The organism is Sphingomonas sanguinis NBRC 13937 (genome assembly GCF_001591005.1).
Classification (GTDB): Bacteria; Pseudomonadota; Alphaproteobacteria; order Sphingomonadales; family Sphingomonadaceae; genus Sphingomonas; species Sphingomonas sanguinis.
Genome location: NZ_BCTY01000044.1, coordinates 16,021 through 30,819, shown reverse-complemented (window position 1 = coordinate 30,819; position 14,799 = coordinate 16,021). Strand labels below are relative to the sequence as shown.

At 65.3% G+C, this 14,799-nt stretch carries 18 protein-coding genes and 1 pseudogene; 10 read left to right on the top strand and 9 right to left on the bottom strand.

The annotated features are described in order from the left end of the window. Positions 1–51 precede the first annotated feature (51 nt). From SSA01S_RS15100 to SSA01S_RS15085, 4 genes are all read left to right on the top strand, one after another. Positions 52–627: a recombinase family protein gene (locus SSA01S_RS15100; RefSeq protein WP_061781024.1), complete on the top strand. Its 576-nt coding sequence runs from the start codon at positions 52–54 to the stop codon at positions 625–627. 125 nt (positions 628–752) lie between these two features. After that, positions 753–2,405, top strand: a complete 1,653-nt coding sequence (locus SSA01S_RS15095) for an HsdM family class I SAM-dependent methyltransferase (protein ID WP_082795120.1) — start codon at positions 753–755, stop codon at positions 2,403–2,405. Next, positions 2,402–3,463 carry a BsuBI/PstI family type II restriction endonuclease gene (locus SSA01S_RS15090; RefSeq protein WP_061781022.1) on the top strand — a complete coding sequence of 354 codons (1,062 nt, stop codon included), beginning with the start codon at positions 2,402–2,404 and terminating at the stop codon, positions 3,461–3,463. Before SSA01S_RS15095 ends, SSA01S_RS15090 begins: the two co-directional genes overlap by 4 nt. 154 nt (positions 3,464–3,617) lie before the next feature. Beyond that, a complete protein-coding gene (locus SSA01S_RS15085; RefSeq protein ID WP_061781021.1) occupies positions 3,618–4,199 on the top strand; it encodes a hypothetical protein in 582 nt (193 codons plus the stop codon). 21 nt (positions 4,200–4,220) lie between these two features. Here the strand turns inward: SSA01S_RS15085 and SSA01S_RS15080 are convergent, their stop codons facing one another. The 4 genes from SSA01S_RS15080 to SSA01S_RS20230 all read right to left on the bottom strand — a co-directional run bounded on the left by SSA01S_RS15080 (position 4,221) and on the right by SSA01S_RS20230 (position 6,887). Beyond that, positions 4,221–4,883 (bottom strand): hypothetical protein, encoded by a 663-nt coding sequence (locus tag SSA01S_RS15080; protein ID WP_061781020.1) that lies wholly within the window; start codon positions 4,881–4,883, stop codon positions 4,221–4,223. A gap of 373 nt (positions 4,884–5,256) precedes the next feature. Further along, entirely contained in the window at positions 5,257–5,598 is a 342-nt protein-coding gene (locus SSA01S_RS15075) for a Rap1a/Tai family immunity protein (RefSeq protein WP_024021617.1), read from the bottom strand. Positions 5,599–5,601: 3 nt separating this feature from the next. Further along, positions 5,602–6,534 carry a DUF1259 domain-containing protein gene (locus SSA01S_RS15070; protein ID WP_037531219.1) on the bottom strand — a complete coding sequence of 311 codons (933 nt, stop codon included), beginning with the start codon at positions 6,532–6,534 and terminating at the stop codon, positions 5,602–5,604. 17 nt (positions 6,535–6,551) lie between these two features. Continuing rightward, entirely contained in the window at positions 6,552–6,887 is a 336-nt protein-coding gene (locus SSA01S_RS20230) for a Rap1a/Tai family immunity protein (RefSeq protein ID WP_369691212.1), read from the bottom strand. A gap of 115 nt (positions 6,888–7,002) precedes the next feature. Between SSA01S_RS20230 and SSA01S_RS15065 the strand changes: the two genes are divergently transcribed. The 6 genes and pseudogenes from SSA01S_RS15065 to SSA01S_RS15045 all read left to right on the top strand — a co-directional run bounded on the left by SSA01S_RS15065 (position 7,003) and on the right by SSA01S_RS15045 (position 11,652). Further along, complete coding sequence (locus SSA01S_RS15065) at positions 7,003–7,962, top strand: chromate resistance protein ChrB domain-containing protein (protein ID WP_024021614.1); 960 nt, start codon at positions 7,003–7,005, stop codon at positions 7,960–7,962. A gap of 12 nt (positions 7,963–7,974) precedes the next feature. Continuing rightward, complete coding sequence (gene chrA / locus SSA01S_RS15060) at positions 7,975–9,204, top strand: chromate efflux transporter (RefSeq protein ID WP_024021613.1); 1,230 nt, start codon at positions 7,975–7,977, stop codon at positions 9,202–9,204. A 193-nt stretch (positions 9,205–9,397) separates the two neighbouring features. After that, positions 9,398–9,641 (top strand): annotated as a pseudogene (locus SSA01S_RS20105) (transcription elongation protein SprT); the annotation flags it as partial. A 72-nt stretch (positions 9,642–9,713) separates the two neighbouring features. Further along, positions 9,714–10,367, top strand: a complete 654-nt coding sequence (locus SSA01S_RS15055) for a nucleotide-binding protein (RefSeq protein WP_061781019.1) — start codon at positions 9,714–9,716, stop codon at positions 10,365–10,367. Beyond that, positions 10,364–10,702, top strand: a complete 339-nt coding sequence (locus SSA01S_RS15050) for a hypothetical protein (protein WP_024021611.1) — start codon at positions 10,364–10,366, stop codon at positions 10,700–10,702. The genes SSA01S_RS15055 and SSA01S_RS15050 overlap by 4 nt, the downstream gene beginning before the upstream one ends. After that, a complete protein-coding gene (locus SSA01S_RS15045; RefSeq protein ID WP_024021610.1) occupies positions 10,699–11,652 on the top strand; it encodes a replication initiator protein A in 954 nt (317 codons plus the stop codon). The genes SSA01S_RS15050 and SSA01S_RS15045 overlap by 4 nt, the downstream gene beginning before the upstream one ends. A gap of 474 nt (positions 11,653–12,126) precedes the next feature. Here SSA01S_RS15045 and SSA01S_RS15040 read toward each other — a convergent pair whose 3' ends face one another. From SSA01S_RS15040 to SSA01S_RS15020, 5 genes are all read right to left on the bottom strand, one after another. Beyond that, positions 12,127–13,563, bottom strand: coding sequence for a type IV secretory system conjugative DNA transfer family protein (locus tag SSA01S_RS15040; protein ID WP_244885693.1), 1,437 nt, complete (start codon positions 13,561–13,563; stop codon positions 12,127–12,129). Positions 13,564–13,681: 118 nt separating this feature from the next. Further along, complete coding sequence (locus tag SSA01S_RS15035; RefSeq protein ID WP_061781018.1) at positions 13,682–13,966, bottom strand: hypothetical protein; 285 nt, start codon at positions 13,964–13,966, stop codon at positions 13,682–13,684. Then, complete coding sequence (locus tag SSA01S_RS15030; protein ID WP_061781017.1) at positions 13,947–14,189, bottom strand: conjugal transfer protein TraD; 243 nt, start codon at positions 14,187–14,189, stop codon at positions 13,947–13,949. The genes SSA01S_RS15035 and SSA01S_RS15030 overlap by 20 nt, the downstream gene beginning before the upstream one ends. A gap of 19 nt (positions 14,190–14,208) precedes the next feature. After that, complete coding sequence (locus tag SSA01S_RS15025; RefSeq protein WP_061781016.1) at positions 14,209–14,532, bottom strand: conjugal transfer protein TraD; 324 nt, start codon at positions 14,530–14,532, stop codon at positions 14,209–14,211. Then, complete coding sequence (locus tag SSA01S_RS15020; protein WP_156477843.1) at positions 14,525–14,791, bottom strand: hypothetical protein; 267 nt, start codon at positions 14,789–14,791, stop codon at positions 14,525–14,527. Before SSA01S_RS15020 ends, SSA01S_RS15025 begins: the two co-directional genes overlap by 8 nt. Positions 14,792–14,799 lie beyond the last annotated feature (8 nt).

Below are 14,799 nucleotides of genomic sequence, written 5' to 3'. Positions count from 1 at the left end.
TAGCTTTTCCATGGGTTTACAGGTGTCAGAATCCCGTGTCAGAACGCCGTGATGCAAATCGGCTATGCGCGGGTGTCCCGCGGCGATCATCAGGACCTCAATGCCCAGCTCGCTGCACTCACCGCGGCGGGATGCGATCCGGTGTTCCGGGAGGAGGCGTCTGGTGGCGAAGCAAGCCGTCCTGAATTGGCGCGCGCGCTCGATGCGTTGAAGCCAGGTGACGTGCTGGTGGTGTGGAAACTTGATCGGTTGTCGCGCTCGCTGCGCGATCTTCTGTTCACGCTGGAGGCGATCACTGCCGCGGGGGCCGGCTTCCGCTCACTGACCGAAGCCGTGGACACGACGACGCCGGCAGGCCGGCTGATGACCCAGACCTTGGGTGCCTTCGCGGAGTTCGAGCGCGCCATGATCCGCGAGCGGACCATGAACGGGTTGGCGCACGCACGGAAAGCGGGCCGTCATCTCGGGCGTCGGCCGAGCCTCACCGGTCAACAGCGTGCGGAGATCATCGCCAAGGCGGAGTCAGGCCAGGGATCGCCCGCCCAGCTCGCCAGCTTGTTCCGGGTGTCGCGTTCGACCGTGCAGCGCGTCCTGCGCGATTACCGCAACCGGTCGATCGCAGCGTGAGCCTCGCCCCTGCCCTTCCGCGTGACCTGCCTGCAGACCTTGAAGCCCAACGCTACGAGCTGGCCCGTGCGCGCCAGCTTGCGCGAGCGTGGGCGGGGACGCTTCCCGAGCCGAAGCGCCGCGACATGGCGGCGCTGTTCACTCGCGCCGCAATCGAGACTTACAGCGCTGAGGCCCGACCCCATGCGAGCCTCAGCGCGCCTTTCGCCAAACCTTATGGTCGGCTCGACCGCGCTGTTGCCGAGCTGGCGCAGGTGGTCGGCCGCGAGGCTGCACCGCTGCCGATCACCGAGGCCGTCTATTTCCTGACGGGCCTCTACACGACCTTGCTTGCCGCACGGGAGCGTGGGGCATTGGGGGCGTTCTACACCCCGCCGGCGCTAGCGAACCGCTTGCTCGACATGGCCGAGGAACAGGGGATCAACTGGACCCGCGCTCGCGTGCTCGACCCGGCAAGCGGCGGGGGCGCTTTCCTGCTGCCTGCAGCCGAACGGATGATTGCAGCCCTTCCCGCAGCCGAGCCGGCGTTCGTGCTGCGGCAGATCGGCACGCGCCTGGTCGGGCTGGAGCTGGACCCCTATGCCGCCGGTTTTGGGCAGAACGCGATCGAGCTGTTGCTGGCGGACGTGACTTCGGCTGCAGGTCGCGCCGCGCCGACTGTGGTGCGCGTTGCCGACACGCTGGAGGAGGCGCCGGCCGCCCGCTTCGACTTGGTGATTGGTAATCCGCCTTATGGGCGCGTCACCCTCACCCCCGCACAGCGCCAGCGCTTCGCGCGTGGCCTCTACGGCCACGCGAACCTCTATGGCGTCTTCACCGACATTGCCGTGCGCTGGACGAAAAAGGGCGGCACCATCGCCTATCTCACCCCCACCAGTTTTCTGTCCGGCCATTACTATTCCGCGCTGCGCGAGCTGATGGCGAAGGAGGCCCCCCCGGCCGCAATCGACTTCGTTCATGCCCGTCGCGGCGTGTTCGAGGACGTGCTGCAGGAGACGTTGCTGGCCGCCTATCGCCGCGGCGCCAAGCCCGGGCGCGCTCAGGTCCATTATGTCGAGGTTACGAGCGAGCGCGAGGCACGCCTTATCCGCAACGGCACGATCGGGCTCCCCTCCCCCGCATCGCAACCTTGGCTTGCGCCGCGTGAGCCGCGCCACAGTGCCCTGATCGCCAAGGCGGAGGCCATGCCGGCGCGGCTTGCCGATTGGGGCTACAGCGTGTCCACCGGTCCCTTGGTGTGGAACCGCTATAAGGACCAGATGCGGCAGCGCTCTGCCCGCGGCGTGCATCCGCTCATATGGGCCGAAGCCGTGTCTGCAGACGGCCGGTTCGCGTTCCGAGCCGAGAAGCGCAATCACGCGCCCTATTTCAAGATCGAGCGTGGCGACGCCTGGCTATTGGTCGAGGAGGCGTGCGTCCTCGTTCAGCGCACCACCTCCAAGGAGCAGGCACGTCGGCTGATCGCGGCCGAGTTGCCGGCTGACTTCATTGCCCAGCACGGCGGTGTGGTGGTCGAGAACCATCTGAACATGGTCCGCCCGGTCGCACGTCCTGCCGTATCGCCAGCGACGGTTGCGGCGGTGCTGAACAGCCGGATCGTTGACCAGCTCTTCCGCTGCATCAACGGTAGCGTTGCCGTGTCGGCGTTTGAGATGGAGGCGCTGCCCCTGCCCTCTCCTGCGGCGATGAGACAGGTGGAGGCGCTGGTTGGCCGCGGAGCCTGCAGTGCCGAGATCGAGGACGAACTCGCGCGGCTTTATGGGCAGGTTGCGCCATGATGCCGATGCTGACCCGCGATGACGTTCACGCCCGCCTGCAGGAGATCTTCCCCGATGGCGCGCCCAACCGCGCCTATCTGACCCGGATGCTGGCTGCGAGCACGGTGTTCGTCGCGCTCTATATCGACGCCATCGAGGGCAGCGGGACGATGCTTGGTCCCAAGCACGTCTATCGCATGACCGACGAGCAGGCGGTTCTTGTCGATGATGCGAGCCGCAGCGCCTATGCGACAGGGGTCTTACGTACTGGCAGCCAGACCGAGGGCCGGCGCTGGTATCAAGACAACACCCGTGAGCCGATCCGTGACGAGACGTTGCGCGAGGGGCTAGTGGCGATCGGTGCCGTGACCGAGCGCACCGATCTTGCCACCACATCGAGCAAGCCGCGCTACGCCTTGAAGGCGAGCTTTGCCGCACTGTTCGACCCTGCCCTGACCGGGGAGGCGCTGCAGGCCCGCATTGCGGCATGGCAGGCTGAGGCGTTGAACAAGGGCGCGCTCGCCCGGTTGGCGATCGTGCGCCAGGGCGCCGGCGTCAGCGCGGACCAGGTGCTTGTTACCTTCCCTAACGGCGAGACGCGCCGGATGAAGCCGGGGCCAAGTTCCGAAATCACCAAAGCAGTGGTGGAGGTGTTCGCGCCCGCCTTTCTCACCGCCCCTGCCGTGGTGTTCCTCAGCGAGAGCGGGAACAAGGTGGTCGCGCGCGACGATGCGCTGGCGCGATCGATTGGCCTTGCCATCCAGGCCGACAAGAACTTGCCGGATACGATCCTGGTCGATCTTGGCCCGGTGCATCCGCTGCTGGTGTTCGTGGAGGTGGTCGCGACCGATGGTCCGATCAGCCAGCGCCGCAAGGAGGCGCTGGAGGAGCTGGTCGCCGACGCGGGTTTCCCGGCCGAGCACGTCGCGTTCGTCACCGCCTATCTCGACCGTAGCGCCGGGCCGTTCAAGAAGACGGTCGATAGCCTCGCATGGGGCAGCTACGCTTGGTTCGCGGCGGAGCCTGAGCGGTTGATGGTATTCAGCGAGGCCGGAGAGGGCCTGCGCGGCCGGCCGTAGCGACAGCGAGGATAATGTTCGCATTTATCCTCGCTCCTGCTGCAGTAGTTCCAGTTTTCGATCCTATTTATCCTCGCTCTTTGTCTTGTTTCTTATCGCTTGAACTTGCCAAGTTCGCGGTCATCTTGCTGCGCAGCAAATGAAAGGATGGACCATGAATAGCAACAAGCGGAGCCGTGGCCGGCCGGTTGGCACGGGCCTGGACGACGGCCCCACCCTCAAGAAGGTGGCGGACATGATCGTAGCGAACCCGGCGCTTCGGCCCACAACCGCGATCCGGCGTGCTCTCGATAAGCCCGAGCCGTCGAACATTCGGCGACTGCAGGTGAAATGGAAGGCGGGCAGGGCCGAGTATATGGCGGAGGCTCAGGCCAGGCGTGCAGCCGCATCGACGCCGGCACACCGCGTGAGCGCGCCCTACTCGCCCCGCACGGGCCGCAACATCGTGGAAGCACACCGGAAGATGCAGGAGGCGCTGGGGCCAGGTTTCCGCGCCGCCCAGGAGATGATGAACAGCCCAGGTATGCGGGCGGCTCAGGAGGCGGCCCGTCGCTACCAGGAAAGCCCGGCCTTGCGAGCGATCGAGGAGTTTCGGAACAGCCCCACGATGCGCGCCATCGAGGAGCTTCAGAACAACCCAACGGTGCGTTTGATGCGTGAACTGCAGGACAGTCCAATGATGCGGGCCGCCAGGGAAATGGAGAAGGTGCAACGCCTCATCAACCGCGGCTTTTAAGCCGCGTTGAGGAGCGAGCAGCTATGGTCGGCGAGGCAGCAGCGCGAGAACCGATTGCTTGTTGTCCATCCAGGCGGCAGCGGTCTGGCTACGCCAGGCGATCATGTCGTGGATGCGCTGGTAATCGTCAGCGATATTCCGGGTGAAGATCGGCTCATGGTGCGCGATCCGGTTTCGGAGCCGTCGTATGATGCGCAAATCGGTGTGAGCGACGACGCGGCATTGTGCGATGGTTTGCGCGGCCGGTGCGCCAGGGAAGCAGGCACGAAAATGGGCGTTCCAGATGCGGCTATCCTGGCCAGCGGTAAAAATCTTCTCCCAGAAGGCGAACTTCAGTTCGGCAATAATCTTGCCTGTTGTTGGGAGCAGCGCAGCGCAGCGCATCAGGTCTGAAGCCGGATTGTAGTCGGTCTGCCGCTTGGGTCGCGGAAGGCTGCGGATGAAGCCGTTGTTCCACGGCCAGTTTGCTCCGTGCACGGCTTCGATTGCTTCCGCGATGCCGTTCCGCATCGCGACCTCGCAGACCTGCAGCGGGACGATCAGAGCAGCGGAGAGGTCCAGGTTCCACTCGTACATCTCCAGTGCTCGTTCCCGATCATTGCCCATCGCCTGCAGGTAGGTTGCGAAGCGGGGAGCGGAGATAACGATCGGCAACTCGTGGAGTTGGTCGAGGGTGAAGGGCAACGTTGAATCCTGTCAGCAGAAAGTTGACGATGCCGTCAACATCGCTATATCGGCATCTCCGGCTTTGAGAACGCGGGCGCAAGCCCCCCCTCATCGTCAAAGGAGCCTCAAGGCCCGCCTCTGGCGGGCCTTTTTGATTCTTAGCTCGGTGGTCCTACGCTACCTTTTTGCAGCAGGTTTTTACGACAGCGCCCCGCCGTCGCAAGCAGCTCGCTTTCTCGTCGCTGCAGAAATCAGGACTTCCGCGACAAGCCGTGGCCGCTGCGATCCATTCTCTGTCGTTCCGCTCGCGCTGATGGGCGCCTGAAAGCCACCGTTGACTCGGTCGAGCACGGCTGTTCAGAAAAATGACCGGTTGTGACACTAGGTATCGTCATCGTGGTGAGTTCGACGGACACGGCCAGGTCTCACTCATCGCGCGCTCCGCGCCCGCCATCATGTGCTTGTCATGGAAGTACGTGTTGACTTCCGCCCAGCGCACATAGGCGGTCCGCAACCGGTGACGGTTATAACGAGGCGGATTACAGACACTCTGCTGGGCGATCATCATGTCAACGATGCCCTGAAGATAAGCTCCGCAGCCCGACTCGCCTGCCCGGCAGCTCGTGAGCAGCGCCAGACCCTGCATATCGCTCGGCGTTTCGTCTTGAGCGAGCGCGCCTGTAGGCGCCAGCGCGGCTGCGGCGAACAGCGCCGTCCACCAGTTTCGTGTCATAGGTCAGCTCCGTTGCACATTGGTTTTATCCAGTGCTGCACGGAGCCCGCGTGCGAGCTTCTGGGCGTCGTCATTCGCCCAAAAGTGCATGAAGAAGAGCCGGGGCTGGTCATCCAGCATGTGATTGTGAAGCGCGGTGACCTCGATGCCCCCCGCGCGTAGTGCGCGGAGCACGGGATCGACCTCGGCGGCGGTGAGCACGAAGTCACCGGTGATCGCCGCCCGGCCCGAGCCGGTCGGCTGGAAGTTGATCGCGGTTGCGGTGCCCATGGACGCTGGCGCGGGCATGCCGCCGTCGCTCAGCTTCTCCGCGCGGGGAAAGCTGAACTGATAGACCCCACCGTTGGGCTTACCCTTGCCATCCATCAGCCGGTCAAGCGCGGCGGTGTCGAGGGCGATTGGCTGCGACGACCCCGCGCCGGCGGACGGCGGTTGCGAATCCCTGGATGGTGCCGTCATCGGTGTCCGGCTGGCGGCGAGCGCTTCACGGAGGGCGGCCGCAAGCTTCACGGGGTCACCATGGCCGCCGATGTGCATGTACATGGTCGCGGGCGCGGAACGAAGCAGATGGTTGTGGAGCGCGGTGATCGTGAAGCCGGATGCCAGCAACCGGCTCATGACCGGATTTACCTCCTCATGCGTCAGCACGAGGTCACCCATGACCATCACGTCATTGCCCATGGGGTGGAACGCCGCCCAGGAGCCGAGGGCAAGCGCCGGCTTGATTGCCACACCGTCGAGCTGGACGTTAAGATCGCTGCGCGGGAACCCATACCGGCGAACGCCGTCGGGCTGCGTCGTTCCCGCTCGGCCGAGGCTCTTGTCCACGAGCGCCCACCTGTCGCCGTGCGCCTCGGGCGGTGTCGCTTGCGGGTTTGTCTGGGCGGCGGCCGGTGCGGCGAGCGCGATCGCCAGCGGGAGCAACAAGTGACGCAATGCTTCTCTCCTCGATCTCAATTGGTTTGTCGGCATGGGAAGCGCTGGCGTAGCGCCATCGTCACACCCGCCAACCGGGGCAGGTTGGCTGCGTGACGGTTCTCTACCGCCCACGCCGGGAAGATACGGCTCAGCTCGCCCGATCGGACGCCCCGGCCGCAGATTCCGGCTTCGCTGCCGCCGTTGCCGAAAGCGGAAAGCGCCTCGGCGGCACCAGCGAGATACGCTTCGCACCGACCGTTCACCTTCCTTTTCGTCTCGTCGACACACGTCCGATAGAACTGCGTAACCGTCTCATAGCGAGGTTGGGCCGCGGCAGACGAGGCCGCTGGGCACGCCAGGCACGCCAGCATGGCGGCAGCACCTGATCCAACAGCTCGCATTGCGGTCTCCTCACCCCAACTTTTAATCCACCCAAGCAAACGATACAAGTGTACGTTCGTTGCGTCGCTATGTTACAGTTGCTTCATGGCTGATGCTTCTTCGCCCGAGCCCCGTGACTGGCTGCTCCTGATCCCACAGCTCCCGGCCAAGCCCGCCTATCTGCGCGTGCGGGTCTGGCGGCGCTTGCAAGCAATGGGAGCCGCTCCCCTCAAGAATGCCGTTCACGCGCTCCCTGCTCGCGACGACACCCGCGCGCTCTTCGAGGAACTCAGAGCGGAGATCACCGCAGGGGGTGGCGAGGCGTTGATCCTGAAAGCCCGGCTAGTTGAGGGGATGGTTGATGCGGAGCTTCGCGCCGTGTTCGACGCGGCCCGCGACGCGGATTACGAGGAGTTGGCGCGCGAAGCGCGTATGATCGCCGAGGCGGAATACGTGTCGTCCGCCGACGTCCGCCGCCTGCGTAAACGCCTGGACGAGATCGCAGCGGTCGACTTCTTCGGCGCGCATGGACGGCAGGCGGCGGACGCCGCGATAGCCCAAGCGGAGGGGCGCGCCGGCCGCCACCCGGACGTGAGCGGGCCGGGAGCGCCGGAGCTGACGCCGGCGGAGCTGAAAGGCCGCACTTGGGTCACGCGCCGGCACGTGCATGTCGATCGCATCGCCTCGGCCTGGCTTATCCGCCGGTTCATCGACCCGAGCCCCAGCTTCAAGTTCGTGGACGGCAAGGACTACCAGCCCGAGCCCGGCGAGCTTCGCTTCGACATGGCGGACGCGGAGTTCACGCACGAAGGCGACCACTGCACCTTCGAAACGCTGACATATCGGACGGGGCTCGACGGCGATCAGGCGCTCGTTGCACTTGCCGAGATCATCCACGACCTCGACATCGCCGACGACAAGTTCGGTAGGCCGGAGACCGCCGGCATCGCCGCGCTCATCAATGGCATCTGCGCGAGCACCGACGGCGACAACGAGCGCATTGCCCAAGGGTCGGGCGCGCTCGATGGCTTCTACGCACATTTCACCAAGCGACGCGGCGCATAAGGGGAGCAGGACATGTCGAGCATCGAACATCCTGCCCCGGCGAGCGCGGCTCTGGATGAAGCCCAGCCGCCAGAGCTAAGTTATCCCGCGCTATTCTTGCGCTTCTTGCGCTTCGGCATGATGGCGTTCGGCGGCCCCGTAGCGCAGATCGCAATGATCCGGCGCGAGCTGGTGGACGAGGAACGCTGGATACCCAGCGACCGATTCAACAAGCTGCTCGCAGTTATGCAGGTGCTTCCCGGGCCGGAGGCGCATGAACTCTGCGTCCATCTCGGCATCCGCGCCAAGGGGCGACTGGGCGGCCTTCTGGCAGGGCTCGGCTTTATGTTGCCCGGCCTCGTGCTCATGCTCGCGCTTGCCTGGGCGTACACGCGGCTCCCGATTCAAGGAACGCTCCTCGGAGCCGCATTCTTGGGCATCCAAGCAGCGGTGATCGCCGTCATTGTCCGCGCGGTCCATCGCATCGGTGAGCACATCTTGTTCGACCCGTGGCTTTGGGCCGCAGCGATTGCGGCGGCGGCCGCCTCGCTCGCCGGCGTCAGCTTCTGGATCGTGCTTCCGGCGGCCGGCGCGGCCTACGCGCTCGGATCAACCGGGCGCTACGCGCTCGCCGCGGTCGTGGTCGCGCTTGCCGTTGGCCTGGCGGCTCTGACCTGGGCAGGAAGTCCCGGGGGTGCCGAAATAATGACGGGCACCAAGGAACCAGCGCCTGCCATCGCCGCGCTGTTCTGGGCGGGATTGAAGGGTGGACTCCTGACCTTCGGCGGAGCCTACACCGCCATCCCGTTCATCCGCAACGATACGGTCGGCCGGGGATGGATGACCGACGCGCAGTTCCTTGATGGCTTGGGTCTGTCGGGCATCCTGCCAGCCCCCCTCGTGATCTTCGCTACCTTCGTGGGTTGGATCAGCGGCGGCCTTGCTGGCGCGCTTGCCATGACCGCTGGCATGTTTTTGCCCGCCTTCGCGTTCTCGCTCCTGCTCTACGATCGACTGGAAGCGGTGGTCGAACATAAGCGATTGCAACTCTTCCTGGCGGGCGTGGCGGCCGGCGTCGTCGGCCTGATTGTGGTCACCGTTGTTGATCTTGCCCGAACCACGGGCGCACGCACGCCGAACCTGATCGTAAGCGCGCTCATCTTCGCGGTCTCGCTGGCGATTATGTACCGGTGGAAGAGCAAGCTCGCCACGCCGGTTGTGCTGGCGATTGGGGCGGCAATCGGTGCCATTGCGCTGAGCTGACGGTTGTTGATGACTAAGGCTGTTCCTTCTCGCCCCAGCGTTGTCGCAGAAGCGGCGACGCTGGGAAGTCAGAATATTTGCGACATTGACTAAGCGAATAAGCTGTTAAGCGAAAAACTGCTTTTCGCCCTTTTAGGCTCCAGCAGCCAGCGGTTTCCGAGGCTACCCGCTCTTGCGGCCGTTCTCGCGTGAAGCGGCGATCTTGGCTGCGGTCGGTCACCTCCCCCATGCCAGACTCGATACAGGCAGCGCGACCACTCGGCCCAGGAAGCAGGCGGCGCGGATGCTGAAATGCGAGTGCTCGACGTGCGGCTATACCGTCAGGACCGCGCGCAAATGGCTGGAGACAGTGGGCGCACCTTTGTGCCCGGTTGAGGGGGCATGGCCCGATGCGCCACGATCTGATCGGCGACGAAACTGAGGACGGACGTGACTAAGCGACTAATGCCCTTTACGACTAAGCGGCTAAGCTCCATAAGCCGCTTAGCCGCTTAGTAGGAGCAGCAGCTATGCAAGTATGGGCCGTCATCGCGCAAAAGGGCGGGCAATCCAAAACCACCCTCTCAACCGGATTCGCCGTCGAGGCGGCGCGGGAGGGGGCGTCGGTCGTTATCCTCGATGCCGACGATCGCCAGGGATCGGCGCTCTACTGGTCCGAACGCCGCGACGAGGACGACGTGATGGTGAAGGACAGCAGCGTTGCCGGTCTGCCGCTCCACGTCTCGCGCGGGCGCAGCAGCGGCAAGATCGACCTCATCATCATCGACACGCCGGCGAACTCCAAGGACATTGCCATGCTCGCAGCCGAGCAGGCGGATTTCGTCATCATCCCTGTCGCGCCGCGAGGGCTGGACGTTCATTCGGTGTTGCAGACCGTCAAGCAGGTGCAGCAGGCAGGCACGCCGTTCGCTGTTATACTGACGCAGGTTCCGCATCAGGGCGGGGAGGGGCAGGAGGCCCATGCCGGTTTCGCGGCGAAGGGCGTGACGATGTTCGACAGCCGCCTCCACTTCCGCAAGGATTTCTACAAGGCCACGCCGCTCGGCAGAACGGCGGCCGAGACGGACCCGGACAGCAAGGCGGCGACCGAGTTGCGCGCCGCCTATGATGAGGCTAAGCGACTAAGCGGCTTTACGACTAAGCAAGTAAGCGAGGTTGGATGATGGCGAAGAAAACTTCCGCGCTCGCCGGCATCTTCGATGACGAGCCCGAGGCACCGGCACCGGCACCGGCTCCCGTTGCCGATGCAACTCCCGCGCCGCAGCCTGCCGTCCCGCGTCGGTCGCGGCGTGCGGCGGACACGTCGGCCCCGGCAGTACCTGCCCGGCGCAGCAGCCATCCTGGCAAGAAGCCGGTGCTGATCCACATTCCCGAAGACATGCACCGCACACTGCGCCAGCTCAGCGTCGAGGAGGGCGGGGAGCCCCTTACCGTCATCACCGAGCGGTTGCTGCGCCAGTATCTGGTCCAGCGGGGACACACCAGGTTCGCGCCGTGAGCAAGCGGCGTGATCCCAATCCCGAGTTCGACCTGTTCATTCCGGCGCTCGGCGATCTTCCGCTCAAGGACCAGCGGGAGGTCATGGAGCGCCCGTTCTTCTCGCTCCAGAAGCGCAAGCGGCTGAAGCCGATCGAGTATCGCAGCCCGGATGGCGAGGCCTGGGTGCGCGTGCAGGCCATTCCCGACTACGGCATGGCCACGATCTGGGACGCCGATATCCTGATATGGGCCGCGTCCACGCTCAACCGCATGAAGCAGCAGGGGCTGAACGATCTGCCCCGCACGCTGACAACCACGCCCTACGACCTACTGCGGGCGATCAAGCGCAGCACAGGGGGCAGGGACTATCAGGAGCTGCAAGCTGCGCTCCTCCGGCTCCAGACGACTTCGATCACAACTTCGATCCGCGCGACGAAGCGCCGGCAGAAGGCTGGCTTCAACTGGCTCGACAGCTGGACCTTCGACACCGACGCCGAAACGGAGCAGCCGCGCGGCATGACGCTGACCCTCTCGGATTGGGTCTATGAGGGCATCGTCAACGAGAAGTCGCTGCTCACCATGCACCCCGACTATTTCCTACTCTCCGGAGGGTTGGAGCGGGCGCTCTATCGTATCGCGCGAAAGCACGCCGGCACGCAGCGCGGTGGGTGGACTTGCCGGGTAGAGGTGCTTCGCGACAAAACCGGCAGCGATGCCCAGCCCAAGGAGTTCAACCGGATGCTTCGGCGGGTGATCGAGGCCGACCAGCTCCCCGACTATGCGATGGAGCTGACCGAGACGACGGACAAAAGCCCGGCCGTGTTGTTCAGGCTCCGCGGCGAGGCCGAGGCACTGGCACTCGCCGAGAGAATGCGCGCCGAGGAGGAGCGGCGCGCCCGTTTCGACGCCGAGCGCAAGCGGGCCGAGGAAGTCGATGCACAGATGGACCGGCTTGCCGGCCGCCGCTGACTATCGGGGTTTCACACACCGCAAGCCCAACTATCGGGGTTTCACACACCGGCCAGCGATGCTGCCTGAACCCTGACATGCTTCGGGCGATGCCGGAGCCACCAGCCAGGCTGTGGATAACTGGCACCGGAGGCCCCTTTTCGGCTCCAGAGTCTCGGGGTTTCACCCACCTTGGCGTCGGGGTATCACCCACCGCACTATCGGGGTATCACACACCGAATCACGGGGTTTCACCCACCGGGCCGGCTGGCAAGCAGTTGATAAACAAAGCAAGATTCCGCTTTTTGAGCGGCTTAACTTGTTTAACGATTCCTATTTAACAGAATCTCTTAACGACAGGGCTCACCCAAAACCGTCAACCTGAGAAGGGCAAGCGGAATTGGCGGTGTGTGCCTTCAGCGTTCCGCCGGCAGAGAGGGCGATGAGGCGCTACCCCAAAGCTCACTTTTCGATCTTCCGGGCCGGCGTGTGCGATCACGCCGGATAGAACAGGCCGGCGAACTCGCGCTCGGCATAGTAGCGAACCTTGCCGGCCCACAGCGGGCGTTCGCCCTGGCACAGCAACAGGAGCGTGTCGGCCGGCATCCGCATGATCTCGTCGGGCGTCACGAGCCGCCGCGCCGTGACATGCGTGCTGACGCTTTCCGAGGGACCGGCGCGATTTTCACCCCAGCCCGTGCCGCGCGACGTACTGAGGGTCGCATATTCCAATGTCGTGTCGCCGATCGTGCGCGAGAGCATGTCGGCGGTGGCGTGATCGTTGACCCCGAATGTCTGGATCACGCCGGCGTTGGACAGGAAGGTGCCGGCGCGCTCGCCATAGAGCGCACGGAGCTGGTGCATGTCCTGGAGGATCGGCCAGAGCTGGAGGCCATAGCCGGCCATCAACCCCATCGCGCGCTCCACCGGCTCCAGTCGGCCGAGGGCGGCGAACTCATCGAGCAGGAACAGCACCGGGCGTTCCGGCCGGGCAGGGGAGCGCGCCATATCGGTGACGGCCTGCGCGACCAGCAGCCGCAGCCAGCGAGCATAGGTATCGAGTCGATCCGGCGGCAGGCACAGGAACACGGTCCCGGGCCGCTCCTTCAGGTCCGCGAAGCGGAAATCGGAGGCGGACGTGCTTTCGACCAGGCGCGGGCTATCGAGAAAGTGGGTGTGGCGCTGCGCCGAGGACAGCACGCCGGCGGCCTCGCGATCGGACTTGCCGAGGTGACGGTTGGCGGCGCGTGCGATCAGGCCGTGCGCGCCGCTGCTGGCTTGCATGTCTGCCAGCAGCGCGGCGAAGCCGGCGGGATCGGGGGTGAGCTTGTTGCGCACGGTCGCCAGCGTGGCGCGGGCAGGGGGTTCGTGGATGACGGTGTGTAGGATGATGCCGGCGATCAGCGCCTTGGCTTCCTCGTTCCAATGCGCCTCGCCCGATTGCCCCGGCGCGTCATGGACCAGCGCGTCAGCGATCGTTTGCGCATCTTCCGCGAGGTCCGGGCTTGCCGGGTCGAGCTGCGCCAGAGGGTTGTAGCGGGCCGCAGGACGCCCTGAGACGCCGAAAGGGTCTAGGCACCACACAGCGCCCTTGCTGGCCCGCGCACGGGCCGTGACGCGGGCATTCTCGCCCTTGGGGTCGATGCAGACCACCGAGCGGTCGAGCAGGAGCAGGTTGGGGATGATCGTGCCGACGCCCTTGCCGGAACGGGTGGGTGCGATAGTCAGCAGGTGCGCCGCGCCGTCATAGCGGAGCAGCTTGCCCGACTCCTTGGCACGGCCGATCAGGAGATCTCCATTCGCTTCCAGCTTGCGCACGTCGGCGCGGTCGCCGAACCGGGCCGAGCCCAGCAGCTCGTTCCTGCGGTTGGCGCCGCGGCTGTTGATCCACCAGGTCGCGCCGATCAGGCCGACCAGGACCAGGAACGACACAGTGCCGGAAATCTGCCCGACGCCGAAGATGCCTTCCTCGCATAGGCCGCGACGAACGAGACGACGATCGCGAGCCGCCAGCTGATCGGCCGACGCCCGCCGATGAGCGGCCCCGCCATCAACCGACCCGTTCCAGTGGGGTGATCGCCAGCGCCGGATCGGCGTCGGGATGGTCGAGCAGCTTGAGGATGATTTGCGTGGCGAGGGCAGGGGGCACCGCCTCATCGCGCAGCATGTCGAACAGCAGGTGCTCGTCCGTTTCCAGCGCCATGCCTTCGATCGCAAGGTTGGCGCGCGAGTCCTCGTCATCGTCGCGCCACATGGCGATTTCGGCTGGGGTGCCGCGCTTGAAATCCAGCGCCCCGACCTCCCCGCGGATCGCCTCAATATCCAGGAGCGCCATCGCCTTTCTCCGTCGCTTCGCTTTCCGCGTCGAATGCGCGTTTGCCGCGCCGCTTCCAGAGCGCCAGCGTATCGGCGTCGTCGTCGCCGCGCGCCTTGCCGACCAGCTCCAGCAGCGCGCCGTAGATGGTCGCGCGATCGTCGTCGGCGAGTTCGACCAGGCCGGCCTTCTGGACCAAGCCGCCCAGCTCAATCAGGTGGCGGGTGCGTTCACGGCGTTGCACGACCCAGCCTCGCGTATCGCTACGACGCCGCGCCGCTTCCAGACGCTGGATCAGCGCCCGGTTGCGCCGCTGCGCCATCGCCGTTGCTGCCAGCAGCCCGGCTACCTTTGCGCCCGCGCCGCTGAAAGAACACGGCGCCTTTCGCGCGCCACGCCTCCTTCGCTTCCGCGTCCTTCGACGCGACGGCATCGAGCAGCGCACCGGCGAGCGTTTCCATGTCGAGCGCATCGGCACCGGTTGCGGTGACGAGCTGGCCGAGCTGTTCGATGCGGCGCGCCTTGATCGCCCGCGCGCGCTCCTCCAGCGCCTTCAGCTCAGCATCGTAATCGCGCACCTTACGCATCGCGATCGTCCTCGTCCGGTTCGTCCGGTGCTGCGGGGATATCCGACCAGAGCGAGCCGTCGGCACCATTCACATCGACGCCCGGCGGAGCTTCCTCGTCCCACATAACGCGCCAGCCATAAACCACGCCATCATCGCTGGCATTCTCATCAAGCTGGAATGGATAATCGTCGAGAGTTTCGATGCTGATCCCGAGCGCACTGGCGACGTACTCGTCCTGCCTACGCTCCATTGCTTCCTCATAGGCACGGCTCATCATGCTCTCCT

What these genes read in the sequence shown, in the direction of transcription:
- SSA01S_RS15100 (WP_061781024.1), top strand. Translation starts at nt 52, where the DNA reads ATGCAAATCGGCTATGCGCGGGTGTCCCGCGGCGATCATCAGGACCTC.
- SSA01S_RS15050 (WP_024021611.1), top strand. Translation starts at nt 10,364, where the DNA reads ATGATGGCGAAGAAAACTTCCGCGCTCGCCGGCATCTTCGATGACGAG.
- SSA01S_RS15055 (WP_061781019.1), top strand. Translation starts at nt 9,714, where the DNA reads ATGCAAGTATGGGCCGTCATCGCGCAAAAGGGCGGGCAATCCAAAACC.
- SSA01S_RS15025 (WP_061781016.1), bottom strand. Translation starts at nt 14,532, where the DNA reads ATGCGTAAGGTGCGCGATTACGATGCTGAGCTGAAGGCGCTGGAGGAG.
- SSA01S_RS15035 (WP_061781018.1), bottom strand. Translation starts at nt 13,966, where the DNA reads ATGGCGCTCCTGGATATTGAGGCGATCCGCGGGGAGGTCGGGGCGCTG.
- SSA01S_RS15065 (WP_024021614.1), top strand. Translation starts at nt 7,003, where the DNA reads ATGGCTGATGCTTCTTCGCCCGAGCCCCGTGACTGGCTGCTCCTGATC.
- SSA01S_RS15095 (WP_082795120.1), top strand. Translation starts at nt 753, where the DNA reads ATGGCGGCGCTGTTCACTCGCGCCGCAATCGAGACTTACAGCGCTGAG.
- SSA01S_RS20230 (WP_369691212.1), bottom strand. Translation starts at nt 6,887, where the DNA reads ATGCTGGCGTGCCTGGCGTGCCCAGCGGCCTCGTCTGCCGCGGCCCAA.
- SSA01S_RS15075 (WP_024021617.1), bottom strand. Translation starts at nt 5,598, where the DNA reads ATGACACGAAACTGGTGGACGGCGCTGTTCGCCGCAGCCGCGCTGGCG.
- SSA01S_RS15020 (WP_156477843.1), bottom strand. Translation starts at nt 14,791, where the DNA reads ATGATGAGCCGTGCCTATGAGGAAGCAATGGAGCGTAGGCAGGACGAG.
- chrA (WP_024021613.1), top strand. Translation starts at nt 7,975, where the DNA reads ATGTCGAGCATCGAACATCCTGCCCCGGCGAGCGCGGCTCTGGATGAA.
- SSA01S_RS15090 (WP_061781022.1), top strand. Translation starts at nt 2,402, where the DNA reads ATGATGCCGATGCTGACCCGCGATGACGTTCACGCCCGCCTGCAGGAG.
- SSA01S_RS15085 (WP_061781021.1), top strand. Translation starts at nt 3,618, where the DNA reads ATGAATAGCAACAAGCGGAGCCGTGGCCGGCCGGTTGGCACGGGCCTG.